This window comes from Bifidobacterium [indicum] DSM 20214 = LMG 11587 (assembly GCF_000706765.1).
Lineage (GTDB): Bacteria > Actinomycetota > Actinomycetes > Actinomycetales > Bifidobacteriaceae > Bombiscardovia > Bombiscardovia coryneformis.
The window spans coordinates 758,770-785,300 of sequence record NZ_CP006018.1 but is presented as its reverse complement, the minus strand read 5'-3'; the positions used below and the strand labels follow the sequence as shown (position 1 = coordinate 785,300).

Annotated in this window: 22 protein-coding genes and 2 tRNA genes; 3 read left to right on the top strand and 21 right to left on the bottom strand. The window is 59.2% G+C overall.

Annotated features, from left to right (window positions below):
• Positions 1–5: 5 nt before the first annotated feature.
• From BINDI_RS02940 to BINDI_RS02930, 3 genes are all read right to left on the bottom strand, one after another.
• Positions 6–1,979 (bottom strand): AMP-dependent synthetase/ligase, encoded by a 1,974-nt coding sequence (locus tag BINDI_RS02940; RefSeq protein WP_033490845.1) that lies wholly within the window; start codon positions 1,977–1,979, stop codon positions 6–8.
• A 39-nt stretch (positions 1,980–2,018) separates the two neighbouring features.
• A complete protein-coding gene (locus BINDI_RS02935; RefSeq protein ID WP_148301965.1) occupies positions 2,019–2,582 on the bottom strand; it encodes a hypothetical protein in 564 nt (187 codons plus the stop codon).
• Positions 2,583–2,853: 271 nt separating this feature from the next.
• Positions 2,854–3,978, bottom strand: coding sequence for a GuaB3 family IMP dehydrogenase-related protein (locus BINDI_RS02930; protein ID WP_033489993.1), 1,125 nt, complete (start codon positions 3,976–3,978; stop codon positions 2,854–2,856).
• A 189-nt stretch (positions 3,979–4,167) separates the two neighbouring features.
• Here BINDI_RS02930 and BINDI_RS02925 point away from each other — a divergent pair, with 189 nt between their 5' ends.
• Positions 4,168–5,394: an NADP-dependent isocitrate dehydrogenase gene (locus BINDI_RS02925; RefSeq protein WP_033489992.1), complete on the top strand. Its 1,227-nt coding sequence runs from the start codon at positions 4,168–4,170 to the stop codon at positions 5,392–5,394.
• Positions 5,395–5,586: 192 nt separating this feature from the next.
• Positions 5,587–7,257, top strand: coding sequence for a type 1 periplasmic-binding domain-containing protein (locus BINDI_RS02920; protein ID WP_237742971.1), 1,671 nt, complete (start codon positions 5,587–5,589; stop codon positions 7,255–7,257).
• A 47-nt stretch (positions 7,258–7,304) separates the two neighbouring features.
• On the opposite strand, the gene BINDI_RS07655 is transcribed toward BINDI_RS02920, so the two are convergent.
• The 14 genes from BINDI_RS07655 to BINDI_RS02850 all read right to left on the bottom strand — a co-directional run bounded on the left by BINDI_RS07655 (position 7,305) and on the right by BINDI_RS02850 (position 22,286).
• On the bottom strand, positions 7,305–7,628 hold the full coding sequence (locus tag BINDI_RS07655; protein WP_237742970.1) for a M23 family metallopeptidase: 324 nt from the start codon (positions 7,626–7,628) through the stop codon (positions 7,305–7,307).
• Between the two features lie 697 nt (positions 7,629–8,325).
• Positions 8,326–8,398, bottom strand: a tRNA-Asn gene (locus BINDI_RS02910).
• Positions 8,399–8,494: 96 nt separating this feature from the next.
• The gene (gene tsaD / locus BINDI_RS02905) at positions 8,495–9,538 is read right to left on the bottom strand and encodes a tRNA (adenosine(37)-N6)-threonylcarbamoyltransferase complex transferase subunit TsaD (protein WP_033489990.1); all 1,044 of its coding nucleotides are present in this window, start codon (positions 9,536–9,538) and stop codon (positions 8,495–8,497) included.
• Entirely contained in the window at positions 9,531–10,034 is a 504-nt protein-coding gene (gene rimI, locus BINDI_RS02900; protein WP_081830769.1) for a ribosomal protein S18-alanine N-acetyltransferase, read from the bottom strand. Before rimI ends, tsaD begins: the two co-directional genes overlap by 8 nt.
• Positions 10,034–10,837 (bottom strand): tRNA (adenosine(37)-N6)-threonylcarbamoyltransferase complex dimerization subunit type 1 TsaB, encoded by an 804-nt coding sequence (gene tsaB / locus BINDI_RS02895; protein ID WP_033490842.1) that lies wholly within the window; start codon positions 10,835–10,837, stop codon positions 10,034–10,036. The genes rimI and tsaB overlap by 1 nt, the downstream gene beginning before the upstream one ends.
• 23 nt (positions 10,838–10,860) lie before the next feature.
• Positions 10,861–11,448: a tRNA (adenosine(37)-N6)-threonylcarbamoyltransferase complex ATPase subunit type 1 TsaE gene (gene tsaE, locus BINDI_RS02890; RefSeq protein ID WP_052108911.1), complete on the bottom strand. Its 588-nt coding sequence runs from the start codon at positions 11,446–11,448 to the stop codon at positions 10,861–10,863.
• 11 nt (positions 11,449–11,459) lie between these two features.
• Entirely contained in the window at positions 11,460–12,443 is a 984-nt protein-coding gene (holA, locus tag BINDI_RS02885) for a DNA polymerase III subunit delta (RefSeq protein ID WP_033489989.1), read from the bottom strand.
• A gap of 41 nt (positions 12,444–12,484) precedes the next feature.
• A complete protein-coding gene (locus BINDI_RS02880; protein ID WP_158332589.1) occupies positions 12,485–14,164 on the bottom strand; it encodes a ComEC/Rec2 family competence protein in 1,680 nt (559 codons plus the stop codon).
• Positions 14,165–14,436: 272 nt separating this feature from the next.
• Entirely contained in the window at positions 14,437–15,204 is a 768-nt protein-coding gene (locus BINDI_RS07430) for a ComEA family DNA-binding protein (protein WP_052108706.1), read from the bottom strand.
• A gap of 117 nt (positions 15,205–15,321) precedes the next feature.
• Positions 15,322–18,291, bottom strand: coding sequence for a leucine--tRNA ligase (gene leuS / locus BINDI_RS02870; protein ID WP_033489988.1), 2,970 nt, complete (start codon positions 18,289–18,291; stop codon positions 15,322–15,324).
• A gap of 171 nt (positions 18,292–18,462) precedes the next feature.
• Positions 18,463–19,308 (bottom strand): glutamate ABC transporter substrate-binding protein, encoded by an 846-nt coding sequence (locus tag BINDI_RS02865; RefSeq protein ID WP_052108704.1) that lies wholly within the window; start codon positions 19,306–19,308, stop codon positions 18,463–18,465.
• 7 nt (positions 19,309–19,315) lie between these two features.
• Complete coding sequence (locus tag BINDI_RS02860; protein WP_033489982.1) at positions 19,316–20,275, bottom strand: magnesium transporter CorA family protein; 960 nt, start codon at positions 20,273–20,275, stop codon at positions 19,316–19,318.
• 185 nt (positions 20,276–20,460) lie between these two features.
• Entirely contained in the window at positions 20,461–21,231 is a 771-nt protein-coding gene (locus BINDI_RS02855) for a DUF1287 domain-containing protein (RefSeq protein ID WP_237742968.1), read from the bottom strand.
• 53 nt (positions 21,232–21,284) lie between these two features.
• On the bottom strand, positions 21,285–22,286 hold the full coding sequence (locus tag BINDI_RS02850; RefSeq protein ID WP_052108909.1) for a D-2-hydroxyacid dehydrogenase: 1,002 nt from the start codon (positions 22,284–22,286) through the stop codon (positions 21,285–21,287).
• 243 nt (positions 22,287–22,529) lie between these two features.
• Between BINDI_RS02850 and BINDI_RS02845 the strand changes: the two genes are divergently transcribed.
• Positions 22,530–22,602: transfer RNA gene (locus tag BINDI_RS02845), tRNA-Ala, on the top strand.
• 235 nt (positions 22,603–22,837) lie between these two features.
• Here BINDI_RS02845 and BINDI_RS02840 read toward each other — a convergent pair.
• The 4 genes from BINDI_RS02840 to rsfS all read right to left on the bottom strand — a co-directional run bounded on the left by BINDI_RS02840 (position 22,838) and on the right by rsfS (position 26,444).
• Complete coding sequence (locus BINDI_RS02840) at positions 22,838–23,923, bottom strand: glycerol dehydrogenase (RefSeq protein WP_033489980.1); 1,086 nt, start codon at positions 23,921–23,923, stop codon at positions 22,838–22,840.
• Between the two features lie 131 nt (positions 23,924–24,054).
• Positions 24,055–25,056, bottom strand: a complete 1,002-nt coding sequence (locus BINDI_RS02835; protein WP_052108700.1) for a hypothetical protein — start codon at positions 25,054–25,056, stop codon at positions 24,055–24,057.
• A gap of 171 nt (positions 25,057–25,227) precedes the next feature.
• Positions 25,228–25,959 (bottom strand): histidine phosphatase family protein, encoded by a 732-nt coding sequence (locus tag BINDI_RS02830; RefSeq protein WP_033489978.1) that lies wholly within the window; start codon positions 25,957–25,959, stop codon positions 25,228–25,230.
• Positions 25,956–26,444, bottom strand: coding sequence for a ribosome silencing factor (rsfS, locus tag BINDI_RS02825; RefSeq protein ID WP_033489976.1), 489 nt, complete (start codon positions 26,442–26,444; stop codon positions 25,956–25,958). Before rsfS ends, BINDI_RS02830 begins: the two co-directional genes overlap by 4 nt.
• Positions 26,445–26,531 lie beyond the last annotated feature (87 nt).

The following is a 26,531-nucleotide window of genomic DNA, read 5'->3' as shown; positions in this document are numbered from 1 at the left end:
TACTCTTACTCCTTGCTTGTATTCTCGTCCTGATTGTCGGAATCGGTCCTGGACTCTACGCGGGCTGTGGTCTCACGGAACTTACCCGATACGCTGGCCAATGAGTCGCTTACGGTCGTCTTCGCCTTGGTCACCAGGGGGTTGGCAGTCGGGGCCTTGCCTGTGCTCCTGGGGGCGTAAAGGACCTTGTCGATCACATCCGCATACTGCCGAAGGACCTCTGGTCGAACGACTTTCATGCTCGGCGTCAGGGTCTTATCCTCTTCACTGAAGTCCTTATCGAGGATGACGAACTTCCTGACCGATTCGGCACGGGAGACATCACTGTTGGCCTGGTCCACGTACTGCTGGATGAAGGCTCGGATGGCGTCGTTGCGGCTGGCCTCCTCCATGGTCATGTCGGCATCCAACCCCTGTGATGTCAGCCAGGACTTGAGCATCCCCTCGTCCAGGGTCAACAAGGCACCGATGAAGGGCCTTCCATCGCCGACGACCACAGCCTGGGAGACGATCGGGCAGGTGCAGATGGCATCCTCCATGGGGGCCGGACTCACGTTCTTACCACCTGCAGTGATGATGACATCCTTCTTGCGGCCGGTGATGTAGACGAAGCCCTGGTCGTCTATCTGGGCCAGGTCACCGGTGTGGAGCCAACCGTCCTTGTCCAGAACGGTCTTATTCAGCTCGGGGTTCTTGTAGTACCCCGAAAAGACGCTGGGACCCTTGACCATGAGTTCGTCATCATCGCTCAACCTGGCCGTGATTCCCGAGCCGGGCCGACCGACCGAACCCACCTTGTTGGCATCCTCGAAATTGACGATGCAGGGGGCTGCCGTTTCGGTCATCCCATATCCCTGAATGAAGGTGATGCCATCGATTCCGTTGAAGAAGTGGGCCAGGTCGGCGTTCATGGGTGCGCCACCGCAGGCCAGGAAGCTTAGGTTGGAACCAAGGGCGGAGTTGATTGTGCTGCCTACCGTCTTGCTGTAGAAAGCGTGGGCCAGACGGGTGAGCGGCGAATGTCCGCGTCCCTCCTGTTCGTCCTTGGACCACTTGGTGAAATGTTCGGCGGCCTTGGCGAATACCTTGCCGGCCAGTCCGGTGCCGGCCTTCTGCGAGGCGGCGTTGTAGACCTTCTCGAAGACCCTGGGGACGCCCAGAAGGTAGGTGGGACGGAAGGTGCGCAAATCGCTCAGGAGGTGCTTTGATCCGGAGACGTATCCGACCACACCCTGGGCGCCGATGGCGACATATTGAATGTAGCGGGCGAAGCAATGGGCCAGGGGCAGGAAGAGCATCAGGCGGGACGGGGCCGCCGGCATATGGTAAAGCACGTCCCAACCGACGAAGACGATATGCATGAAGTTGCGATTGGTCAGCATGGCCCCCTTGGGCTCACCTGTGGATCCCGATGTATAGACGATGGTGGCCAGGTCGTCGGTCTTGATCTGGGCGATGGCCTGGTCGAGCTGTTCATCCGAGATGGACTGCCCGAAGTCGCTGACCGCGTTCAGGCCGCCCGCCTGGAAGTTGAAGACATACTTGAGCTTGGGTGATGAACCTCTGACCTGTTCCAGTATCTGGGAATGGTCGGAATCGCCCGCGAAGGCCAGGACGCAGTCCACATCCTGAACAATCTTCTGGGCCTGACGGGCTGAATCGGTCTCATAGATGGGAACCGAGACGGCTCCGATGGCGGCGCAGGCGAAGTCGGTCACCCCCCAGTCATAACTGGTCGGGGCGTAGATCACCACGGTGCTTCCCTTGGTTACCCCCAGGGCCAGCATTCCCTTGGCCACGGCGCGGACCCGCTCCGACATCTGCCCTGCTTTGACGTCATGCCAGTTCCTGGTCAGCGGGTCTTGCCACTGGGCTATCAACTCCTCCGGATCCCTGGCCGTACGATTGGCCAGAAGGGAGTAGATGGTGTCTTTGTCGGTCGTGGGATGTTGGATTTCGACCGTATATTCGCGCAACATAGGAACCATCATATGGCGGATACCTGCCAAGATGCTTCATTATCCCAAATCGAGTTCCGTACAGACCCACCGGGAGCCGAGCAATCTCACGACTTCAGTGGCAAGAATCGGCGATTCTCCCACCAAGAAGCCCAAGGTGACGCTGTACTCCCTGGGTGAAGAGCGGTAAATCTCCACAGTCCTGGGAACAAGCGGCAGATGTATCTCGGCACCTTTGACACCCACCTCGGCAACGCCCAACTTGGTGGCCCCCAGCAACCCGGCGAAGACACGCAAACGCTTCCGACAACCATATGAGCAGATGCGTTCCAAAGGGGCGAGAGACAGTCGACCACGCAGGAATTCGAATGATCGCATGACCAGGGAACAGAGATTGGATACGAAGGTCTCCATGGTCCGACCATCGGTGGCTTCTTCGGCACCGAAGTGATTGACTGTTCTGACGTTGACGGGAATTTTCGACTCCCCTATCAGAATCGTCTCTTCATAACCACTTAGCCTTTGCGGGGGCGTCCCCCACCTGCCCCTGTCGGCTGGTGTTTGGTTTTGCTTGTCTTCCCACACGGGAACAAGATCTATGGCGTTCGGATTTGTATTGAGCATAATAATCATGCGCTTGAGGCGCGGTCCTCCCCCGAGGAACAACTTCGCGGCATGGCCGCCCGGAGGATTCCGGATCGGTCGACAACACGAAACCAACGCTATGAAGGGGAAGAGGAAAAGTGAAGTGTGTGTCAGGTCACATTTACGGGCTTCCGAACAGAAACCTGCACATACCATCGGCGACAACCACGGCGCCAATGAAGTAACCCGTCATGGAAAACCGGCCGGAGCGCGCAAGCCCGGCCGGTTGATACCTGCAATCAGAAACGAATCAGACCTGCAGTCCTGCCGCCACAGCGACCTTGCAGCGCTGGAAGCTCTTCACGTCCACATACCCGGTCGAGGCCATGGCACGACGAAGGGCACCGATCATGTTGAGGCTCCCGTCCGTCCTACTGCTCGGGCCGAAGAGGATGTCATGCAGACTACCAACCCGGTCGACCCGTACACGACGGCCTCTGGGCAGGTCAGGATGGTGCGCCTCGGCACCCCAGTGCATCCCCCGGCCCGGAGCATCCGTCGACTTTGCGAGAGGGGTGCCCAGCATGACCGCGTCCGCCCCCATGGCCAATGCCTTGATGAAGGATCCGGATGTACCGGTCTCACCGTCGGCAATGACCTGAACATACCTGCCGCCGGACTCATCCAGGTAGTCCCTGCGTGCCTCGGCCACGTTGGCGATGGCCGTTGCCATGGGTGCCTGAATGCCGACGGTGGCACTGTCGGTGGACGAGGCGCCCCCACCGAACCCCACCAGGACGCCTGCTGCACCGGTACGCATCAGATGAAGGGCGGCCTGGTAGGTGGCTGCTCCGCCCACAATGACCGGGACGTCAAGGTCATAGATGAACTGCTTCAGATTGAGAGGCTCATGATTGCTTGACACGTGTTCCGCCGAAACGGCCGTGCCGCGAATCACGAAGAGGTCCACGCCGGCTTCCACCACCGTCGAATAGAACTCCTGGGTCCGCTGGGGTGACAAGGCACCCGCCACGGTAACCCCGGCTTCCCGAATCTCGTGCAGGCGCCGAGTGATCAGCTCGGGCTTGATGGGTTCCCGGTAGACACTCTGCATGACCTTGGTGGCTTGGTCGGGATCGGCTCCGGCGATGCGCTCGAACTGCGGCCTGGGATCTTCGTATCTTGTCCAGAGACCTTCCAGGTCCAGAACACCCAATCCTCCCAACTTGCCGAGCTCAATGGCGGTTTCGGGACTGGTGACCGAATCCATGGGGGCGGCGACAAGGGGGATGTCGAATTCGTAAGCATCCACCTGCCAGGACGTGGATACGTCCTGCGGATCGCGGGTCCTCCTCGAGGGGAGGATGGATACGTCGTCGAGGGTATAGGCCACCGTGGCCTTCTTGCCGAGACCGATTTCAATTTCCTGTGTCATAGCCACCAAGGGTAATGCCCCTCTATGACCCCGAAGGCACCACTGTGGTCCTTCCCGACTCTTGCTACGGGCAGGTTACGCCACTGTGACCGCGGGAAACAATCGTGGTCTAGATATGACAGGTAATGAGGCGCGTGTCGCGTATCCCGATCGGGTTGACGCCTCGGTTGCTCTGCAGAGGGAGTCTCAATGAAGAAAATCACGGTCAAAGGACGTATTGTCGAGCTGGATGGCGACGAGATGACCCGCGTGATCTGGAAAATGATCAAGGATCAACTGATCAGCCCGTATCTGAATCTGGATCTGGACTACTACGACCTGGGTATCGAAAACAGGGACGCCACCGATGATCGCGTGACCATTGAGGCGGCAAGGGCCATCCAGCGCGAACACGTAGGGGTCAAATGCGCGACGATAACTCCGGACGAGGCCAGGGTCAGGGAGTTCGGCCTGAAGAGGATGTGGAAGTCGCCCAATGGAACCATACGCAACATCCTCGGCGGCACCATCTTTCGTGAGCCGATTGTGATAAACAGGATCCCCCGTCTTGTTCCCGGCTGGACCAAGCCCATCGTCGTAGCCCGCCATGCCTTCGGTGACCAGTACAAGGCGACTGATTTCAGGATTCCAGGCAGGGGAAGCCTGACAGTGACCTTCACCCCGGAAGACGGCGGCCAGCCGATTGAACATCTGGTCTACGACTACCCCGGTGCCGGCGTTGCGCAGGTCCAATACAACCTTGACCAGTCAATCGCCGATTTTGCCCGAGCCTGCCTCAACTACGGCCTCATGCGGCATTATCCCGTATACCTGAGCACCAAGAACACCATCCTCAAGGCCTATGACGGCCGCTTCAAGGACATCTTCGCCCAGATATACCAGGAGGAATACCAGAAGCGGTTCGAGCAGGAGGGACTGACCTACGAGCATCGGCTGATTGACGATATGGTGGCTTCCTCCCTGAAATGGCCTGGGGGCTATATATGGGCCTGCAAGAACTACGACGGCGATGTGCAATCCGACTCGGTGGCACAAGGATTCGGCTCGCTAGGACTGATGACCTCCGTTCTGATGACAGCAGACGGGCGTACCATCGAGGCGGAAGCCGCCCATGGCACCGTCACACGGCACTACAGACGTTGGGTCAAGGGCGAAGAAACCTCCACCAATCCTATTGCCTCCATCTATGCCTGGACGGGCGGGCTCAGGCAGCGCGCAAAGATGGATGGAACACCCGACGTGGAACGGTTCGCCCAAACCCTCGAGGATGTGGTCATCAGAACGGTAGAGTCGGGGAAAATGACCAAGGACCTGGCGGCACTGGTAGGACCAACCCAGACCTGGCTGAACACAGAGGATTTCATGGATGCCCTGGCCCAAGGACTCGCCATCCGAATCAGTCAGGACCAGGACTGAGTCCGTACCCACCAGCATCGGGGAATGCCCTTTGGGAATGAATGTGAATTGAACTACTGCTTTTGCCATCCGGCCCTTGCCTACCCATACAATGGGAATCCGAGACCCGGCCCTCGCCAGGTCCGAATTGAATCTTAGGGAGCGGATGTGAAACGGTCGGGCGGTAAAAATCGTGCAATCAGTATCCTGTCATTGCTGGCTTCCCTGGCTCTGGTCCTGGCGGCAGGGGCCTGCAAAGACCAACCGACAGAACAATCGACAGCCACGTCAACCGTCACCAAGGCGGCAGACAGAGGAAACGTTGCCATCTTCACCCCCGCTGACGGAATCACCCTCTCCCAGCACACCCCTCTGAACAAGTGGGCCGCGCTGGTCCCTGAACTCGAAGAAGGGCTGTCCAAACACCACATCGACGGCAAAAAGGTCTCAACCTACACCGATTCCAGTCTTGACGAGCAGAGCAAGAATCTACAAGACTACGTGGTCTCGCATCTGGCAGGAGGCAAAAAAAGCGGAAAGGCCGTCTCTCCTACCACCCTGGTGATTGCCCCATTCACCTCGCCTGACTCCATCACCCGGCAGTACGGCGACTACGTCAGCCAACCTCGGATCGGGACCAAACAGGACGCTGCCAAAACAAAAAAAGCTGGAGAGGCGGATACATCCCAGAACAACTCTTCAAACAGCCGATCGGAAAACGGCACGGCTGGCGATTCGGATTCCGCAAACCGAAATAGCGAGGTCAAAGCCCACGACCGGTTGGTTTCATCGATCAGGCTGGCCAAGGAGGCTGGGATGCATGTGGTTCTCCTGGCAAATGACATACCCGAGGTGACACCGGACCTGTTTGTCGATATGTCCAATGCCCGCAGCATCGGTGAACTCCAGGCGACCAAGCTGGCCAGCAAACTGGAACTGGATAAGGCCAGCAAGGAGAACCCCGCCAGAATCGAGGTCCTCCTGCCCAGGATGCCTCCTGACGGTGAAGCGGCAAATGCACAGATCGAGGAAGAGGAAGACGAACCGACAACCGTTCCTGATACTGATTCCTTCCCCAGCCAGGCCTTCGCCGGCATCTGGCAGGTCCTGGGCCCTTACTTCAAGGACGGTCGTGCTGTCAGCCCCTCAGGCCTCCTCACTGAAGAGACCACCGAGAAAGACTGGGCAAATGTGGCCTTCGATCCAGGCAAGGATGCGACAGCCACCAAAAAAGAGGTCGCAGCGCGCCTCCACATGGACTCACAGGCAAAGGGCCATACGGCAGTGGACGGAATCCTGGCCATGAACGACTTCATTGTTTCCGGTGTCGTCTCGGAACTGAATGACCTCGGATACTCCGGCTCGGCCGCTGACATCAACCCCGAGATATCAATATCCGGCATTGTGGGATCCATGACAGGCAAGCAGGATCTGCATCGGAAGAGGGTGCCGAGACCAGCCCAGGGCGACGCTTCACGTCAAAGCGCAGACCCGACACGGGGTGGAACCGAGTCCTCGGGCCAGCCGACCGATAAGGACGGGAACGCCGCAGAATCGGATGCGGACAGCGCCGACCATCCTGCTTGGCCCATCATCAGCGGTTATGGTGCCTACATCGACAACATCCCCCAGATTGTTGACGGGGAGCAGTGGATGACCGCCATCGAGGACCGGAAAGGTCTTGCCTCAGACCTGGCTACCGCCTGTGCGGGCCTGAACAAGAATGGTGTCCTGCCGGACAACCTCTCCTCCCTGGTGCAGGATGCCGGATCGGAACGCAAAGTGAATCGGCTGACTCGCCCCCTGGTGGCGGTATCGGCATCAAACCTGAAAAGCACCCTGATTGACACTAATTACATCAAGCCGGCCGAAGCCGGTCTATGACGGAATCCAGTCGATAGCCACCGCTTGGAGCAATGCCCACCAAGACCTCAGACCGGCTTCAGGGCGATGCGATGCCGGCCCAGCTTGGACATCGGATTCACATACTCCCTGTCCTTGGTCCGCAACCCCCAGTGCAGGCACCCATCATCACAGTGGTCCGAATGTCCATGGACCGAGCCCCAGGCCGTGCCGCGTTCCACTCTGTCACCAGGATGCAGATGCGTGACCGCCGGTTCAAAGGTGGAAGTCAGATTTTCCTTGGGTCCATGGCGAATCGAAACCACCGATTTCCCTGCAACCTCGCCGGCAAAGATAATCGTTCCAGCTTCAGGTGCCAGGATATCCGCATCCTGTCCGGCCGCTAAATCCACCCCTCGGTGCCCAGGCAACCAATTATGAGCGGGTCTGTCGAAAGCCCTGAGGGGTTTCGGTGCCCCTCTTTCACCTTCCACCCTGATCGGCGGTATCCATCCGCCCTGACAGCCCTGGACATCCGAAGACTGAGGTGTTGCGCCGGTGGGGTTTACCGTTGGGCTTGCCCCATGCCGAATAGCGGTTCCAGAATTCATCGTGGCACCTAAGGAATACCCTTCGGTAAGCGCTTTATAGCAAGTAGCCCCACACCGAGCAATCGCAGTGCCCTGAATCACGCCGGACAAGCGACCTTCTGACTCCGGGAAGGGGGCAAGCAGTAGACAGAGAAAGAAACTGACGGCAATCCTCCATGACCGAAGTCCAGCAGCGCATCGGCCGGCAGACAGGAACCCTACAACCGGCTTGATCCATACAGTTTTGATTTGCACAGTGACTCCTCAGCTTGACTATATTCCTGTCATTCTGGAGCTCCCATGAAGACCCACCTGTGTCGTACACAAAGTGTGGTCAACTATGCCTTCGACAGATTCGCCAAAATCGGCAACACTCGAAGGAAACACCTGATTGGTCCACTCGTTCTCTCCTCTTGGATGAAGCGGACCCGGATAGGCGTACAAGGCGATGAAGCAGGAAAACAGGACCGAGTTAGTTGAGAACAAAAGAAAAGCCGCCGGAAAACCGGCGGCCAATGTGCTCCCGCAGCTGGGCTTGAACCAGCGACATTTCGATTAACAGTCGAACGCTCTGCCAACTGAGCTATGCGGGAATATCCCGTTCAACTCTCGCTGAACACAATTTCTATATACTAGCCGCGAGGGCTGTCCCTAGCAAATTGGCGTGTCGATACAGCTCGGCATGGAACTCACATGACGATTTTGTCCATGGGCATGGCCGAATCTATAGGAAAGTCCGGTGCAGAAGGTCGTATGCCGGCCCGTACCAGGTTGACGCCCAGCATGGCCACCATGGCTCCATTGTCGGTGCAGAGTTCAATCCGGGGAATACGTACCTTGATGCCCTCCCGTTCTCCTGCCTCCCGCAGCCCAGTCCTCAGCTGCGAGTTGGCCGAGAAACCGCCACCGACAATCAGGGTATCCGAATCAAACCGCTCGCATGCCGCCACTGCCTTTCGTGTCAGCACGCTGGACACGGAATCGGCCAGGGAGGCGCATACATCGTCCACGGGAATCTCACGCCCTGCTGCTTCCTGATTTTCGATCCAGCGCGCCACAGCCGTCTTGACTCCAGAGAAGCTGAAGTCATAAGGGTGTTCCGCACCTGCCTTGCCCTTGGTGAGACCCTGGGGCACCCGGATGGCCCCAGGGTTGCCAAGTCGGGCATGGCGGTCGATGTGCGGCCCTCCCGGGTAGGGGAAACCGAGCAGGCGGGCAATCTTGTCGAAGCACTCGCCGGCGGCATCATCCAACGTGGAACCAACTACGTCCACCTGCCTGGCGATATCCCGGACATGCAGGAGGGAAGTATGCCCTCCGGAGACTATCAGGGCAAGGGTATTATCCGGGAAAGGTCCAAATTGAAGCTGGGTGACTGCGATATGCCCAATTACGTGGTTGATGCCGTAGAGGGGCTTCTTTGCTGCCCAAGCCAGGGCCTTGGCACCGGAAACACCGACAGCCAGGCACCCCGCCAGCCCAGGGCCGGCGGACACCGCTATAGCGTCAACCTGCGCAAGGTCCATATCTGCCTCATAAAGGGCACGGGAGACCACAGGCACAAAAGATTCGGCATGCGCACGGGAGGCGATTTCGGGGATGACACCGCCATAGCGGGCATGTTGGTCCATGGATGAGGCCACCACGTTGGAGAGCAGGTTATCACCCTGAATCAGGGCGGCAGCGGTCTCATCGCAGGTCGATTCGATGCCCAATACCACCGGCTCACTCATTGTCCGTCTCGCTTTCCGTTCCCGGGTCATTCCTGTCTCCGCCCACCGGGCCGATACGCTTCGTCAGGTCCTTTACCATCGTATAGGCGTCGACTCCTTCCGGTTGATAGTATCCCCGTCTCAGGCCGATTCGCCGAAAGCCCATATCCCGATACAGATTCAACGCAGGGTCGTTGTCCACACGGACCTCAAGGAACATCCGATTGGCTCCTTGCTTTCGGGCCTGCTTGATGAGCTCCGCAAGGAGGGTCCTGCCCAGTCCCCTGCGGCGGGCTGAAAGAGCCACACCGAGGGTAAGCAGTTCAGCGTCTTCCCCATTGAACCAAAATCCTCCGTAAGCCAGGATATCCCCCTCCTCGTCCCAGGCCAGATAGGTCCGGGCAGAGGCATTCAGTTCCGACTGGAGCACGCCAAGGCTCCATGCGGACTTGGAAAAGATCTCCTCCTCCATGCGGGCCAGGACCGGCAGGTCCTGTTCTTCCACCTGACGAAGCATCAGGATTTCACCACATGCTTGAGGGGGTTGGGGACGGACACATCCGGCCTCCGCAGATAGAGCGGTTCAACCAAATCACGCCCCTGGTCCGCTGAATCCCGGCTTCTGGCACAATCAACCATGAGGGCCAGCCCGGGAGCACCGCTATCAAGGAAGGACTCCCCCGAAACAAGGGCTTCGGGTAGCCGTGCCCGCCAGTTGTCCTCATACCGCCTTGCTCCGTGACCACTGATGACCACCTGGACCTCTTGTCCTGCGGCCTTCCGATCATCGACAATCCCGGAAACCCGTTCAGCTATCGCATCAGGATAATCGATATCCATCGGAGCAAGCGAACGGACGGAGTCGAACTCCTCACCAAAGTCATCAAAGAGCTGGAAATACAGCTGGTGCCGGCGAGCATCATTGACGGCCAGGGTCAGTATCCGCACCCCTTCACCCATCCGGGCCTGCCCGGATGTTGTTTCACCATATGCGGCAAGGGCCTGCTTATAGGCGAATCTGGCCTGCGGAAGAAGGATGTCCTGTCCCAGCAATTTCGCACCACTGGCATAGGCCAGGGCCTTGGCCGTTACTATACCGGCCCTGAGACCGGTGAACGGTGCGGGACCAAGTCCGACCACAACCGTATCCAGGTCGTCGGGAGCCAAGCCCGCATCGGCCATCACTGCGGCGATATTGACCTGAAGATGCTCCACGTGGGATCTGGAATCGGTTTCAACCCTGGGCTCGCGGCCCAGGACACCAACCGTCGAGCCGAACGAAGTATCAATCACCAGGACCGATCCGGTCGTCTCATCCATGGAGTCATGACCCTCCTGGCCACTCATGCCTGAACCGCCTTCCGCAGAGACCTCATTCTGGATTTCCATGACGAGCCTACCCCACGCAAGGTAACTTCACGCTTTCCGAGGCTGGTCGGGGGCTGATCGGGATTTACTCCCCCCTCCAGGGGGCGGTCGATGATGACCTCCAGACGCTGATTCGCCAGCACCGATGCCATCTGCTCCCCCCATTCCATCAGCACAACCGTCTCCTGGCCCGGCTCTTCCAACTCTTCGTCCAACCCCAGGGATTCCAGCTCATCGAGCAACCGATTCACACTGTCCTCCCCGGGGCCGTATCCATCCCCACCGAGACGATAGGCATCCACGTGAATCAGGTTGACCGGTCTGCCTTCATTCAGACGGCCGTGGAGTTCGCGAGCAATCGTAAACGTAGGTGAAACCACGGACCCGTCCACCTCAAGGCCCTTGCCCAATCCCTGCGCGAAGGTTGTCTTCCCTGCCCCCAGAGGCCCCGACAGCAGCACAACGTCACCGCCTCGAAGGCAGTCGGCCACCATACCGCCGAGCTCCTGCATGTCTGGACTCTCCGGGACGGACAGGCGCATTTCATCGATTTCGGCACCCATCAGTTTCAGACTCATGCCCTTGCCCTCCCCTTGGCGGCAATGAGCTCCACAGCCCGCTCCAACGCATACACAGCGTCACCACCGTTGGTCTTGCACTCTTCATCGGCAGCTGCCAGGGCTTCGAAGCAGGTCGCCAGTCCGTCAGAGGTCCAACCGCGCAGTTGCCTTCGGGCGTCACGCAGCTGCCAGTATGCGGACTTGGCTTCTGCCTGACTGATCGTACCCGCCTGAATAGCCGCTTGTTTGCCCAAAACCCTGAGCTTCAGAGCCAGGACACCTATCAGTGAGATGGGATCGTTGCCCTGCTCGATTGAGGACCGGAGCGCGACCACAGCCTGGGCGCTGTGACCGGCCAGGGCCATGTCGGCTACTGCGAACCCGCTGACTGCAGGATTGTCCGTCAGATATGCGTTCACGGTATCCAGCGTGAGTGGATTCTGGTCAAAATCATCGCATAACTGGGAGCACATGGAAGCCAGCTCGGGGGTCCGCTCCCCCAGGACGTCCACCAGCTGTTGGGCCGCCCGCGGTTCCACCCGTCTTCCGCGTTGTTCGAAGCGGGAAAGCACGAAATTGACCTTCGCATCGAACTTCTTCAGGTCCGGCACCTGCTCCTTGACAGCTCCACCCTTGGTCATCTGATCAAGCAGACGCCTACCCTTGTTGCCTCCGTCATGGCGGCAGATGAGGATGCTGCTGTCTTGCGGATTCTTGACGGCTTCCTTGCAGAAGGCGATGAGCGTTTCACCCAAGGACTCGTCGGCGAGTTGCATATCGTCCAGAAGAACGACGGCCCGATCACTCAACAGGGAGGGGCTGACCGCCTCATCGAAGGTATAGGAGTCGCAGGTGGAAGCGTTAAGCTCCATGAATTCACAGTCCGGATTTGACTTACAGGCTTTGGCGCAGAGTTCCTTGACACGTTGCCCGTTAAGGAAGGTATCTCCGCCGACAACCATCATGACAGGCGCATTTCCCTGTTGAGCTTTCGTCATGATTCAAATCTCCCCGTATCGCTGGACATTGCGGGAGGTGTTCAGCTCCCCTTGTCGGGATTGCATCGGGAAGCGAAACGCATCGAGGATACCTGCTCCCGTGTCTGACGAAGCCACCGTTCCGCCTTGAACCAGGTGGAAGGTCTGAACGATACCCCGACTTCTTCCATGTCACCCTGATCAGGATCCAGCCCAAGCAGCCCGGTGAATCTGATCATGTGTACACAGAGGAGGATGCCAACCTCGACCAGCACCAGGGACAGGATGCCGAGACCACCCGGAGGCCAAGCCAGCGTGCCTATGTTGGATTCTCCCAACCAGGTTGCACCAACCTCCATGACTCCGGTTCCCCATGAGGACACCCAGGCCAGGAGGCGCCCCGCCCCCGGGCAAAACCACGAAATCATCATCCCGGCCAGGCCTGAGATGGTGGCAAAATCCACAACCGGGGCAACAATCAGATTGGCCAGGGGTGAAAAGAGCGATATCTGTTGGGACATGAGAATCTGTATGGGAAGGGTTCCGGCCTCGGCCGCCAAGGTCGTTGCCAATGGCTCGGCCAGCAGAGTCGGCATATGGTCCACCAATCGATCCAATATGGCTTCTCCAAGCATGCTGATACCCAATACAGCGGCCGCAGACAAGGCAAATCCGAAACTGGAAGCCATGGAAGGTTTCAACACCAGCGTCAGGATGACGCACCAGGAAAGGGCATTGATGGATTGAGAACGCCTCCTGCATGCCGTGGCCATGGCAGCCATAAGCCCCATGGTCTGGGCCCTGAGCACGGAATCAGAGGGAACCATGATCAAGCCCAGCCCCAGATAGGATCCCGCCAGAACCACACCCGTCAGCAAGGGCGGCGAGCGCAGAGCCCGCATCAACCGAGTCAGTCCTGCAGCCAGAATCATGAAGTGCCCGCCGGATACCGCCATCAGGTGGAGAATGCCTGACCTCCTGAAGTCCTCTTTCAACCTGGCTGCATACACAGGTTCCACCACCTGTGCCGGCCTGCCATCGACCCACTCGTCGAACACTATGCCTTCACTACCCAGCATTCCCATGGTCAACCCGGGTACCAGCACCCTGCCCTGGTCGCTCAGCGGCCGAGTCTGCGCCAGGAAGGACTCCTGCATCCGATTGACCAGTCGGTGCAGGAAGCCGGGGCATTCCAGTTCCTCAGCCTTGGTCCCCTCTTGTACCTCCACCCACAGAGGCTCCTGACCGAACGTGGCCGCAACCAGAAGCCCGGATACCCGATACCGTCCAGCCATGGCCATCTGGCATGATTTCCCTCTTGCATATACGACTGCCTCCTCGGAAGTGGGCGTACCGACACCGTTTATCACGATGAAGTTCATGCCCAACTTCGCCCGACAATCCCATCCCCTTCGTTCCGATACCTTCACCGGCGATACCAGTCGACCTTGAATCTCCGCTTGGGCCTTACCACTCATGACCTGTCTGTACGCAGGTCCTGCCTGTTCGGAGACCTGCGAGACCAGGGTGACCACGGTCATGACCATCATTGCGGCGCCCACGACCGCTATTCCAGGAAGGCGGGTCCTGACTCCACTCAGAGACCTGTCCAAATCAATGTTCCGCGCCTCCATAGCGGTGGAACGTGCCTTGTTCCTCCCCTCGGGTGACTTCCGCCTTCGGCCGCATGCGAATAGAAAGAGCCCCAGGCTGAGCATGATCGCCAGCAGCAATCCGGTCATGCTCCACCAATATCCGCCCCGCAGGCCCTGGTTGGCGAGTCCGTCCGTTTGAGCAATTCGTGCGCTCTTCGACCCCGGCCTGTCCAGTCCGGGGTGGGCTCGACGGAAGAAGGTCCGTACCAGGAGAACCGTTATCCAGGCGGTACAGGCTACTGGGAGGAGTCTCCAATCCCGACTACCTTGCTCCCGCATCCGGTATTCGGTTCCATGCCCTATAAGCGATAATCGGCATACCGAGGAGAAGAGGCCGGCGCTCCGCCCAGGTTGCCGCTTCACTGGACCACCAGGAAGGGTCGCAACTTATCGAGCGTCTTGGGCCCTATCCCCGGTATGTCCAGCAATTGATCCACCGAGGAGAATCGTCCTGCACGGTTGCGGTGCTCAACGATACGTTGAGCCATGACCGGACCTATCCCCTTGATTCCCTGCAACTGGTCGGCAGTTGCCGTATTGATATCAACCCGGCTCCCGGAGACTCCCCCTTGTGAGGTTGGTGTCCCGGCTCCCGGTGCCTCAACGGCATCCGAAGGAGAGGCTGGCCCCGGTACGTTTTCGGCCCCCATCGCACCGTTCGCGGTTGCAGCGGGATCAATCCCACCCGCCGGCTCTGAGGCGAGGCCTGAGCCACCTGCCGGGGTCTTGATGCCCTTACCTGACCTCTGGCGCTTCCCACCTACAGGTTTTCCACCCGTCGCCCTGTCCGCAGCTTCGCCTGCCTGCGGTGCCGAACCCGCAAGCGAGATGGACTGCTGGACGAAGAGCGTCAGACTTGTGGCGAGAGCAAGGACCAGAACCAGGATGGCAGCCAGGGCATGACTCGGTTTGAAAATCAGTCTGGGGTGGTCCCTGATGATTCCGGCCGGCTCCGCTTCCGGGAGGGAGGATAAGGGCCGGCCAAGCAGAGGCGGCTCCGGAGGAGGCAGCCGGGGAGGCATCTCCTTGGTGTCAGGATTCCCCGACCTGTGTTCACCGTGGACCGGGACCGGAGGAAGACCCCGTCTCCTGGCCCGCCGACCGTCGTATGCAGGATCTGTCTTCATTGGCCCATCCTCGCATGCAAAACCCCCTCCCCGGTGTCGGGAAGGGGGATGTGGTCGAAGGTGGACCCGGTCAGGAACCGAGTCCACTCAATCAGGCGCTCCGCTGCCGGGGAATCCTCAGGCCGGAACCACCGATACGATCTTCGGCGCCTTGACGATGACCTTGCGCGGTTCCTTACCGCCCAGACGTTCCTGGATTGCCGGTAGGGCAAGGGCCTTGGCCTGGAGTTCCTCAGCCGAGATGTCGGGGCTGACCTCAAGCTTGCCGCGGACCTTTCCCTTGACCTGGACCACAGCCGTTACGGTGTCCTGCCCAAGATAACGCTCCTCCCAGGTAGGCCAGTCGGCATGGGCAATGGACTCCTGGTGACCAAGTCTGCTCCAGAGCTCCTCGCAGATGTGCGGGGCAATGGGCGAGAGCATGAGAATCAGGGGCTCGACGGCCGCTCGTGGTGTTGCCTCGAGCGATGTCAGATGGTTGTTGAGCACGATCAGCTTGGAAATGGCCGTATTCGGCCTCATTCCCTCCATCTCGATGGTCACATCGTGGATGGTCTGGTTGAGCAGCTTCAACGTCTTTTCATCCAGCTCGCCCTCCTCCACATGCACCTGACCTGTCGCCTCATCAACGACGTTGCGCCAGAGCCTCTGCAGGAACCTCATACCTCCTACGACGTTCCTGGTGTTCCAGGGGCGCGACTCGTCCAAGGGCCCCATGCTCATCTCATAGAGCCGGAAGGTATCGGCCCCATAGGTGCGGTACATGTCGTCCGGGGTGATGATGTTCTTCAGGCTCTTGCCCATCTTGCCGAACTCACGGTTGACCCGCTGTCCCTGCCAGGTGTAGATGGTTTCCCCATCTTCCTCGCTCTCCTCCACCTCGGCGGCCGGGATGTACTGTCCGCGCTGATCGGTGAAGGCGTATGCCTGGATCATACCCTGGTTGAAGAGTCTGTGGAACGGCTCCTTGGAGGAGACGAAGCCCAGATCGTAGAGCACCTTGTGCCAGAAGCGGGCATAGAGCAGGTGGAGAACGGCATGCTCGACGCCTCCCACGTAGAGGTCCACGCCACCTGATTCTCCGGCCGTGTCGTTGTGATTGGGCCCCAGCCAGTAGTCGAATTCATCGGATTCCACCATATGCTGGGCATCATGCGGGTCGATGTACCTCATGTAGTACCAGCAGGAACCAGCCCAGTTGGGCATGGTGTTGGTGTCCCGATGATAAACCTTGGGGCCATCGCCCAGGTCCAGGGTCACGTCGACCCAGTCCTGGTTTCGGCTGAGCGGAGCCTCGGGATTCGACTCGGAATCCTCCGGATCGAATGTCTTGGGCGAATAGTCCGGCACGTCAGGCAGGGCGACAGGCAGCTGGTCGTCGGGAATCAGGTGGGGCAGTCCCTGGTCATCATAGACAACCGGGAAAGGCTCACCCCAGTAGCGCTGACGGGAGAACAGCCAATCGCGCAGGCGGTAGGAGACGGTTCCCTTGCCGACTCCTGTCGATTCCAGCCAGGCGGTCACCTTTTCGATGGCTTGGTCAACGCGCAACCCATCGAGACTGAGGGCGCTCCCCTCCTCCTCGGTGGCTTCGGTTGAGGAGTTGATGACGATGCCGTCATGGGAGACGAAAGGCGCCTTCCCCTCGAATTCGGCCAGCTCCTGACCTGAACCCGGTAGGGGCTTGACCGTGTAGATGACCGGCAGACCGTACTTCGTCGCGAAATCGTAATCCCGCTGGTCGCCACCCGGAACAGCCATGATTGCTCCGGTACCGTAATCCATCAGGACATAGTCGGCCGTGAAAATCGGAAGGCGTGCCCCTGTGATGGGGTTGACTGCGTAAAGACCAGTGAAGAGACCCGTCTTCTCACCGGCCTCATCCACCCTGTCCTTGGCCGTCTTGGCTTCGGCTGCCTGCCGATAGGCCTTGACAGCGGACTGCGGGTCAGGGTATCCGCCCTTCCAGTCCTCGGCGATACCCTCAGGCCACTGGTCGGGTACATGCCTGAGGAGGTTATGTTCGGGCGACACCACGGCGAAGGTGGTCCCGAAAAGAGTGTCGGGTCTGGTGGTGTACACCTCCATGGTCTCCTCGCCGTCTTGGACGGGAACCTTGAAAAGCACCGATGCACCATGCGATTCGCCGATCCAGTTGCGCTGCATGAGCTTGACCTTTTCGGGCCAGTCCAGGATGTCCAGATCCTCGACCAGACGATGCCCATACGAGGTGATCCGCATGGACCACTGCTTGAGCTCACGCTGGTAGACCGGGTAGTTGCCACGCTCCGACCGGCCCTCGGCCGTCACCTCCTCATTGGCCAGGACCGTACCCAGACCTGGGCACCAGTTGACCGGCGACTTGGAGATGTACGCCAGCCGGTGGTCATTGAGAATGTCCGAGCGCTCGGCCTGGTCGAGTTCATCCCATTTCCGGCCGGGATGACCTGGAATGGGGCGAGAACCGGATCTGAAGGCATCCTCCAGCTCACTGATGGGACGGGCCGAGCCCAGCCCTCCGTCCTTGCGGCGATAGTCGGGGTCATACCAGGATTCATAAATGCGAGAGAATATCCACTGGGTCCACCGAACATAGTCAGTGTCAATCGTGGCAAAGGAGCGGCGGTCATCGAAGCTCAGTCCGAGCCGATGAAGTTGCCAACGCATGTTGGCGATGTTCTGCTCGGTGGTCACCCGGGGATGCTGCCCGGTCTGGACGGCATACTGCTCTGCCGGAAGACCAAAGGCGTCATACCCCATGGCATGGAGAACGTTCTCCCCCTTCATCCTGTGATAGCGGCTGACCACATCCGTGGCGATGTAACCCAACGGGTGCCCCACGTGAAGTCCCTTGCCCGAGGGGTAGGGGAACATGTCGATGACGTAGTAGGGTTTGCGGCCATCGGCGTTCCTGCCTTTGGAATCCTTCAGGTCCCCAGCCACATTCGCGGCCCAGAAGGTGCCGTCCTGATCCCATTCCTTCTGCCAGTGCTCCTCAATGGTCTGCGCCATCTGTGCATCGTAGCGGTACCTGGGTTGATCGGGTTCCTGGGGCCGGTCCTGGCCCCTGTTCTCATTCGCGTTCATAAGCTGAATTATCGCCATTCACATGGACACGAGCCACCTGAGGTCCATTTGTCGAGTCAGTCCGGCGACCGGGGCCGGCCCGAACCACTTGCGTCGCGACGAGCTCACGCCCCCATCAGATTCAATATTGGGTCGTGAGCATCACATGCCCACAAACCGCTGCCCGTCCGATCACTCTTGCGAAGGCGCCCCGTCCAACCGGTCTGGGCGGCGTGCAGCGGGGTCCGTCTTCAGCCCTATGCTCCGGGCGGCACGCATAAGGGCCTGCTTCCATACCCCCTCGCTCATCATCTTCTCCAAGGCTGCGTTGATCGTTGCCACCAGTTCAGGGTCGTCCTTGCGTACGGCGATACCGTAGTGCTCCTGGGTGAAGGGGGCTCCCACCAGTCGTAGCTGATTGCCTCCTCGCACCTTGGCAAGGCCGGCCAAGGCAAAATCGTCACCACCCACAGCATCGGCATCTCCACTCAGAAGGGCCGTAATACACTCCGTGAACTGGTCTCTTTCCTCAACCTGAGCATTGGGGGCATGACGACTGACCACCTCGGCCGTGGAGGAGCCCCTGGCCACACAGACCCTCTTCGAGTCCAGGGAATCAACGCCTGTTATCTCATTCTGTTCACGCCGGACAAGCAGATCCTGACCGGCAAGCAGGTAAGGCCCTGCAAAGTCCACCAACTCCTGCCTGGCGCGGGTTATGGAATAGCCGGCCACAACCAAGTCGACCTTGCCTTCGACGAGCATTCGCTCACGGTCGACGGGCCGAACCTCCTGCCAGACGATCTGGGTATGGGAGTACCCGAGTTCATGGACCACATACTTGGCCACATCCACGTCAAACCCCTGATGGTCTCCTGACTGGACGAACCCAAGTCCCGGCTGGTCAAAGGAGACACCGACATGGATCTTGGGGCCTATCGAGCTGACATCGTATTGCGCCGCTGATTGCCCGCAACCTGCCAGGGGCAGTACCATTACCAGGGCGACCAGGGATGCCAACAACTTGTGAGCTTTCATGGTTCTCCTACTTGAACATCTTGGAACGGGTCAGGAACCATGTGACCATTCCGGCGACCAGCATGGAGACGACGACCACCACCGCGAACCCCCAGGGCTTGTCGGTGAAGGGCATGCCGAACATACCCTCGTTGAAGTTCATGCCATACATGGAGAAAATCAGAGTGGGCACCGACATGCTGATGGAAATGATCGTGAAAATCCTCATGACGTTGTTCACGTTGTTCACGTTGTTCGACACGATCGAGGCGAATGCATCGGTCATGCCTGAAAGCACGCTGGAGTATATGTTGGCCATCTCGATGGCCTGCTTGTTCTCCGTGATGACGTCCCCCAGAAGATCCTCGTCATCGGGGTATTGCTTGATTCGTTCCAGACTGGTCAGCTTTTCGAGGACGATTTCATTCGACTTGAGGCTGGTGGCGAAGTAGACCAGGGTCTTGTTCAGCTCCAGGAGCATCAGAATCTCCCGGTTCTGCATGGAATGGCGAAGCTTCAACTCCAACCTGTCGGACTCCCGGTCGATGATGCGCAGGTAGCGCAGGTACATGGTGGCGTTCCGGTACAGTATCTGCAGGATGAACCGGGATTTCATGAAGGTGTTGAATCCGCGAATGGTCCCCTCCATGAAGGGGTGGAGGAGAACGGTGTCCTGCATACAGACCGTCACAATCAGGTTCTCGGTGACGATGATCGAGAGGGGGATGGTCTCATAGTAATCGCGTCCGTCACGTTCTTCGGCCCGAGGAATGTCAACGATGACCATCGTGTAGTCGTCTTCGGCATCAACGCGCGAGCGCTCCTCGTCATCCAGCGGTGCACGCAGGTCGGCCAGGTCGATACCGGTGCTTTGCGCCACATTGGCAAGTTCCACATCGGTCGGTGCTGAGAGGCATATCCAGGAGCCCTTTTCGCCCTGTTTGATTTGCTCAATCTGACCATTCATGGTGCTGAATACCCTCATCATCGCCATCACCGCCTCTCGCTCACCACCGTGCTCGTCTGCAGAAACCGATACTAACAAAGCCCCAACCGGTACCGATACCAATCATGCAGAATAGTCGTAACCACCCCCATCGCGAGTCCACGGGGAGGTCGCCCCGCGAAACTCGGGGCATCACCGGCGTGCACGGAGCAGGAAGTGACGGCCCGTCACCCGTTCCATGGTTTCAGAACGCTTTGGGGAATCCTGGAGGCGTCAAATCTGAAGTGACCCGAGATGATGCGGTGGGAATCGGATCCCAGGTAGTCGTTCTCACGGTGCTTCTGGGCCATGTTGTGCAGGAGGAGCGGCACGCCCTGCTTATCACGCCGGTCGGAAACCATGCCTATGTGCCATGAAGTGTCGAAGATGACGATATCCCCCTGCTGCCACTGGTCATGGGCTGCCGTATCGGTGGTCAGTTCCTGGGCATACCTGCCGAAAAACACGCCAAGTACATTGGTTCTGCGGAAGTCGATATTGGGATCAGGCCGTGCTATGACACCGGAATAGGCTGTAGGGTTCGCGGCGATATCCGCATCGACCATGGCCTTGAGATCGTAGCCGGCATGGCTGAAGTCGCGCCAGATTTCGTCGGTGCAGGCTCCCCTGTCGTCGGGAGGGTACCCTCCCTGGTAGTAGCCGGTGTCATACTTGCGATGCCGCTCGGCCCCCTCGTGGGCGCCCTGAACCAGGTCGGTATAGTCATCGATACCGTCATTGTCATAATCAACGCTTGATTTCAACCGGGGGTAGGCGGCGGTCTGTTTAAGCGACAGGCCGGGCGTATTGTCCTCCTCCTTGTCGGATTGTCCACGACCAGCCGTCTCGGCCGTCTGGTCGGAGGTTGTGTCGAGACCACGATTGCGGAAAGCAGGCAGACCATGAACCAGACAGGCTCCAAGGATGACGAGGACCACAATGGCGGCAAGCCAGACCAAGAAGTGGTTTCCACTATGCCTCGGATGGTTCCTTCGGGCGTTTGATTCCATGGTTACCTCACTCGGTTGCGCAAAGGTTGTCCTGCCCGATAGCGACGCAGATTATCCAGGCATATTTCGATGATCTTATCGACGTTTGATGCCAGATGGGCCCCTCCGGCGACGTGTGGGGTAATCAGGCACCGCGGCTGAGACCAGAGGGGATGGTCCGCAGGAAGCGGCTCCGGTTCCGTCACGTCGAGTCCAGCACCCAGGATACGTCCGGCTTCCAGGGTTTCAGCCAAGGCCAGGCAATCGACGGCATCTCCTCTGCCTGCATTGACCAGGACGGCGTTCTGCTTCATCAGGGCCAGTCGCTCCTTGCTGATGATGTGGTGGGTTGCCGCCGAAGCCGGCAGAGCCAGGGCCACGATATCCATATCAGGCAGAAGCTGATCCAACCGGTCGGTTCCCGCCATGTAATCAAACCCGTCCACTTGCTTGTCGGGATGGCGGCGGATGCCATAGGTCGTTCCTCCTACGGCCTTGACCAATCGGGCGAAGCTCGATCCCAGGTCACCCGTTCCCAAAACGAGTGCCTTGGCTCCCCGCGGCGAATAGACGGTTCCCCTGGGCTTCCATAGTCCCTTGTTCTGGTTGTCCCTGTATGCGGGAAGGTCCTTCATAAGCGCCCACATCATCGCGAACATCTCCTCGGAAACGGACTGCCCGTAGGCTCCCGAGGCACTGGTCAGAAGGGCGCCGTCCGGCATAAGGCCAGGTTGGAGATATGCGTCCACACCTGCACTCAAGGTCTGGAGCCATGCCAGGTTTTGGCAATCGGCCACCTGGTCGCCAGGTGGATTGCCGAAAATGATCGTTACCTCGTCCCTGTTCCCTTCCGGCAACCGCATCGGCCACTGCATCCGTCCACGCTGGGCAGGATCCAGGACGAATATCTGCCGCACACCGTCTGCGGCCTCTATGAACTCCCCCCGCTCCTCATCGGTCAGCGGCAAGCAATTCACAATCAGCGGTTCCGTCGCAGCGCTGTAGGCCCTCAACTCGTTCCCCATGGCTACGGCACCACCTTTCTTGCGATACATCAGGATTACGACCATGTACCTGCACGCTCACGAATCGGCGCAAGTGCCTGCTGTATGCCCCATCCTATCGTAGAAGGCCCTGCAAAGCCCTGATTCGGTCACTCCTATACCGGCTGCGCTACCTGTTTGTCCAATCCTTGGAAAATCAAGGCAACACACTGATTTGCTCACTTCTGCGACCTTGGTGTAATATAGCCAAGGCTTCACAAGCACGGGGCTATGGCGCAGCTGGTAGCGCGTCTCCATGGCATGGAGAAGGTCGGGGGTTCGAACCCCCCTAGCTCCACAGAGGTCAACCGCCCGATTCAGTCGGGCGGCTTTTTATATCCGTAACTCCTGACACCATTCTGTCGGACAGTTATGTGAGCTTCAATCTCGTCACCCCATCCTCAGCCAGCGTGAAGTAGCCGACCTGAACCACTGACGTCGCTCCCATCCAGGCTCTACTTGTGAGAGTGGCCTCATACATACAGGAAAAGGCCACAGGCTCCACGCCTGTGGCCTTTCCATCAGATGGCGAATCAGAGGTTCTTGCCCACCTCGTCGGCGGCACGCAGGGCGTTGGCCACGTCGACAGGGGTCACCTCGAAGGGCATGTTGCCCATGGTCTCATCGGGGCCGCAAGCGAGCTCTCCGACACGGAGCAGGTCCTCGTCGGTGGCATCTCCTATGCCGATCTCTTCCAGGGAGGTCGGCAGGCCGACCTGACGGAAGAAATCGTAGACCTCTGCCGTTTCGTCCAAGGAGCGATCCTCCAGGACGAACTGGGCCAGGGTTCCGAAGGCCACCTTTTCGCCGTGAAGCATCTTGTGGGTACCTTCAAGAGCGGTCATACCATCATGGATGGCGTGTGCCGCAGCCAGACCGGAGCTTTCGAAGCCCAACCCGCTGAGGAGGGTGTTGGCCTCGATGATGTTCTCCAGGGCGGCGGTACGCACACCGGCCTTGGCGGCAGCGACAGCCTTGACGCCATCTTCCAGGAGGGTGTCATGGCAGAGCTTGGCCAGGGTGAAGGCTGCGTTGGTGGCGTGGCCGCCGGTCATGGTCACGGCGTTCGACCGAACGCAGGCCGCCGCCTCATAGTAGGTGGCAAATGCGTCACCAAGGCCGGACACCAGGAACCGCACCGGAGCCTTGGTGATGATGTCCGTATCCATCAGGACAACATCGGGATTGGCAGGCAGGGGAAGATACTTGTCGAAAACACCATCTGGACGGTAGAGAACGGACAGGCGCGAGCAAGGTGCGTCGGAGGATGCTGCCGTGGGAACGATCATGACAGGCAGATTGGCATAGAAGGCCACTGCCTTGGCCGTATCCAGAGTCTTGCCTCCACCGATGCCGATGACCACATCATTGGATCCGATGTGCTCGCGATGACGGTTGACCTCTTCCGAGGAACACTCGCCCCCAAACTCCATGAGCTGGTAGGGCGTTCCCTTCGCATCAAACGATGAGACGATCTGATGGTGATAGAGCTTGTCGATCATCGGATCGACGATGATATGGGCGCCCTTGGAGCCGATGGCCGCATATTCGTCGGCCAGTTGTCCCATGGCGCCTTCCTGCTGGATATAGCTTCCGGGAGAGCAGAGAACCTTACGCATACAGTTCCTTTCGTAATAACATCCATCGGTCGAACCGACGTTGGTCGCTTAAGGGGATTTCATTATCCGCCTAATTCGGACCTTACCGTCAAGCCGTGACTGGAGATGACCTCACGAAGGACGAAACCGTCTTATTGTGCTGTTTTTTGAGGTGTCGGCGTGGCGGTCGAATCGGGAGAATCTCCTGGAGAGGGGGAAGTCTCCGGAACCTCAGGGGTGTGGGAAGTGGATGCTGACGGACTGGGCACCGGCTCCTGCTGTGTCGGAGCAGTGGTCTGCTGAGGCGTCTGGGTCTGCTCATGACTGGGCTGATTGGTCACACCGGGCTGACCTGGTTCACTCTGATTCCCATGGGTGTGAGTGGTCTCCGACGGTCTGTTTTCCTCGGGGGTCTGCACGACGGTTGATGGACTGACGACATTACGTACCACATGATCGGTGCCTTCACCCTTGGTCAGCAGGTTGATGGCAAGAGCGCTCAGGATGACCGCCACCAGGGCGCTGACGACGGAGACGATGACGATGTTGCGCTTCCTGCGCTTGATTTGCTCCGCGGAAGAGTTCGCCACATGGTCACCCTGGACGGCGCCATCAAGGCGATCGGCTGCCGTAGGGACTTTTCCACCATTGGAGGAGGCCACGGTCCTACCGGTCTGCGACTGCCCCGTCCCTGCCGGAACAGGCTCCATGACACTGGTGCCACCTATATCCGAACCTGTCGGCGACAGAACGGTTGTTTCACCATCCACCTGACCGCCCACGGGATGGAGCACTGTCGTTTCCTGCCCGACCTGGGGAATGGGCCTGGTTTCCTGACCTGCATAAGGGTCGTGATGGCCTCCCTGGGCAACCCGGGGAGTGACTTCGGTTTCCTCTTTTGATGCCATGCTCGTCGACCCCCCGGTATCGTCACCTTCGTCTCCGCCGATGACGGTCTCCTGCAACTTCTGCCCCGAAGCTTCAAGGACGTTCTTGTACAACTGTGACGCCACCGCAGAAACGATGGAGCCAATGGCCACACCGATGATGGACCCGGCGACACCGATTTTCGCAGCCAGCCAGAAGGAGGTCATGGCAGCAAGGGCTCCTGCAACAATCTGAGCCCACGATATGTCATGGAAGAAATTCTTCAAACCCCGGCTCCTTCATACCCATCAACCGTACCTACTGATGAATCATGATATCGCCGGCCTGTGTCGGACGTGTGATAGGCGCTCCCGGCACACCGGTTGCACTCGCGCAAGGCCGAATTCGAACAGAGCAGAATGCGGAACCCTCTCGTATCCTGCCGCATGGTCCAGTGGTCAGTCCTGAACCACCAGACCCATGGGACGATCCCAGTCGCCACGCATGGCTATGGCCGGTCCCCTGTTGAAATCGATCATGGACCAACGCAACTGACCGTCCAGCATGTCCCTGGCCACCAGCCTGGCCCAATGCGCGTTACGCATCGTAACCATGCCCACGTACTCAGGATAGGTCCTGGCCATACCCAGAAGGGCTTGGAGCGACTGGGAGATGAACGACCCATGGGAGAAGACGAACAGGTCGGTATCGGCATCGGCCGACAGGGTCCATTCATTGATGGCTTCAAGTCCGCGCCGACCCACCTCGATCTTGGACTCGGCACCGTGGTTGAGCTCACCGCCTCCGCCGCTCATCCATGAGGCATAGTCCTCAGGCCAACGCTCCATGGCCTCTTCGGTACTGACACCTTCCCAATCGCCGAATCCGCGCTCGCGCAGACGGGGATCGGGATGGACCTCCAGCCCCAGGGGGTCGGCAAAGGCCCGGGCCGTATCCATGGCCCGGCCAAGGTCGGATGCGATGACCAGTTGCTTCCGTCCCTCGGGAGCGGTATCGACATATTCGCGTCGCAGCTCCTCGGCAGAGCGCTCAACCTGCCAACGACCGACCGTGTTCAGGGGGATGTCGATCTGCCCCTGAACACGGTGCTTGGCATTGTAATCGGTCTGCCCATGCCTGACCAGGGTCAGGGAACTCACATGCGGAAGCGAACCGGCTCCCCCGCTCATGACCGCTTCCCCTCATCCTCTTCCTGACGGGCGAAGCGACTGCGCATGTCGGCATCGTCGAATCCGGCCATCAGGGAGTCGGAATCCTCCTCCTCGGATTGGTCATCATCCAGGGTGAATTGATGCTCCAGCTGGAGGTCAACCTGAGGGCAGTCCTTCCAAAGGCGCTCAAGGTCGTAGTACTTCCGGGCCTGCTTGTGCATGATGTGGATGACGAAGTCCCCATAGTCCAGCAGGATCCACTGCGCCTCTTCGACCCCCTCGCGAGAGCGGGTGTCGCGCCCACACTGGATGTGGAGCTGCTTCTCCACCTCTTCGGCGATGGCCAGGACCTGCCGCTCGTTTCCGCCGGTTGCCACCATGAAGATGTCGGTAATGGCGATCGGCTGGGAGACGTCGAAGGCGACGATGTCCATGGCCTTGATATCGTTGGCGGCTTGCGCGGCCACCCGTACCGCGTCTATGGAATCCTGCAATGCTGGCACTGAAACGCCTTTCAATCGGAAGTGTCCGAGGTTTCGAACACTGCTCTATGTACTGTATCCACCATTATTCCCCAAGCCTTGACCCTT

Coding starts and splice junctions, on each gene's coding strand:
- BINDI_RS02940 (WP_033490845.1), bottom strand. CDS start 1,979: ATGTTGCGCGAATATACGGTCGAAATCCAACATCCCACGACCGACAAA.
- BINDI_RS02935 (WP_148301965.1), bottom strand. CDS start 2,582: ATGCTCAATACAAATCCGAACGCCATAGATCTTGTTCCCGTGTGGGAA.
- BINDI_RS02930 (WP_033489993.1), bottom strand. CDS start 3,978: ATGACACAGGAAATTGAAATCGGTCTCGGCAAGAAGGCCACGGTGGCC.
- BINDI_RS02925 (WP_033489992.1), top strand. CDS start 4,168: ATGAAGAAAATCACGGTCAAAGGACGTATTGTCGAGCTGGATGGCGAC.
- tsaD (WP_033489990.1), bottom strand. CDS start 9,538: ATGAGTGAGCCGGTGGTATTGGGCATCGAATCGACCTGCGATGAGACC.
- rimI (WP_081830769.1), bottom strand. CDS start 10,034: ATGCTTCGTCAGGTGGAAGAACAGGACCTGCCGGTCCTGGCCCGCATG.
- tsaB (WP_033490842.1), bottom strand. CDS start 10,837: ATGGATGAGACGACCGGATCGGTCCTGGTGATTGATACTTCGTTCGGC.
- tsaE (WP_052108911.1), bottom strand. CDS start 11,448: ATGGGTGCCGAAATCGATGAAATGCGCCTGTCCGTCCCGGAGAGTCCA.
- holA (WP_033489989.1), bottom strand. CDS start 12,443: ATGACGAAAGCTCAACAGGGAAATGCGCCTGTCATGATGGTTGTCGGC.
- BINDI_RS02880 (WP_158332589.1), bottom strand. CDS start 14,164: ATGACCGGATTGCTGCTGGCGATCATGCTCAGCCTGGGGCTCTTTCTA.
- BINDI_RS07430 (WP_052108706.1), bottom strand. CDS start 15,204: ATGAAGACAGATCCTGCATACGACGGTCGGCGGGCCAGGAGACGGGGT.
- leuS (WP_033489988.1), bottom strand. CDS start 18,291: ATGAACGCGAATGAGAACAGGGGCCAGGACCGGCCCCAGGAACCCGAT.
- BINDI_RS02865 (WP_052108704.1), bottom strand. CDS start 19,308: ATGAAAGCTCACAAGTTGTTGGCATCCCTGGTCGCCCTGGTAATGGTA.
- BINDI_RS02860 (WP_033489982.1), bottom strand. CDS start 20,275: ATGATGAGGGTATTCAGCACCATGAATGGTCAGATTGAGCAAATCAAA.
- BINDI_RS02850 (WP_052108909.1), bottom strand. CDS start 22,286: ATGGGGAACGAGTTGAGGGCCTACAGCGCTGCGACGGAACCGCTGATT.
- BINDI_RS02840 (WP_033489980.1), bottom strand. CDS start 23,923: ATGCGTAAGGTTCTCTGCTCTCCCGGAAGCTATATCCAGCAGGAAGGC.
- BINDI_RS02830 (WP_033489978.1), bottom strand. CDS start 25,959: ATGAGCGGGGGAGCCGGTTCGCTTCCGCATGTGAGTTCCCTGACCCTG.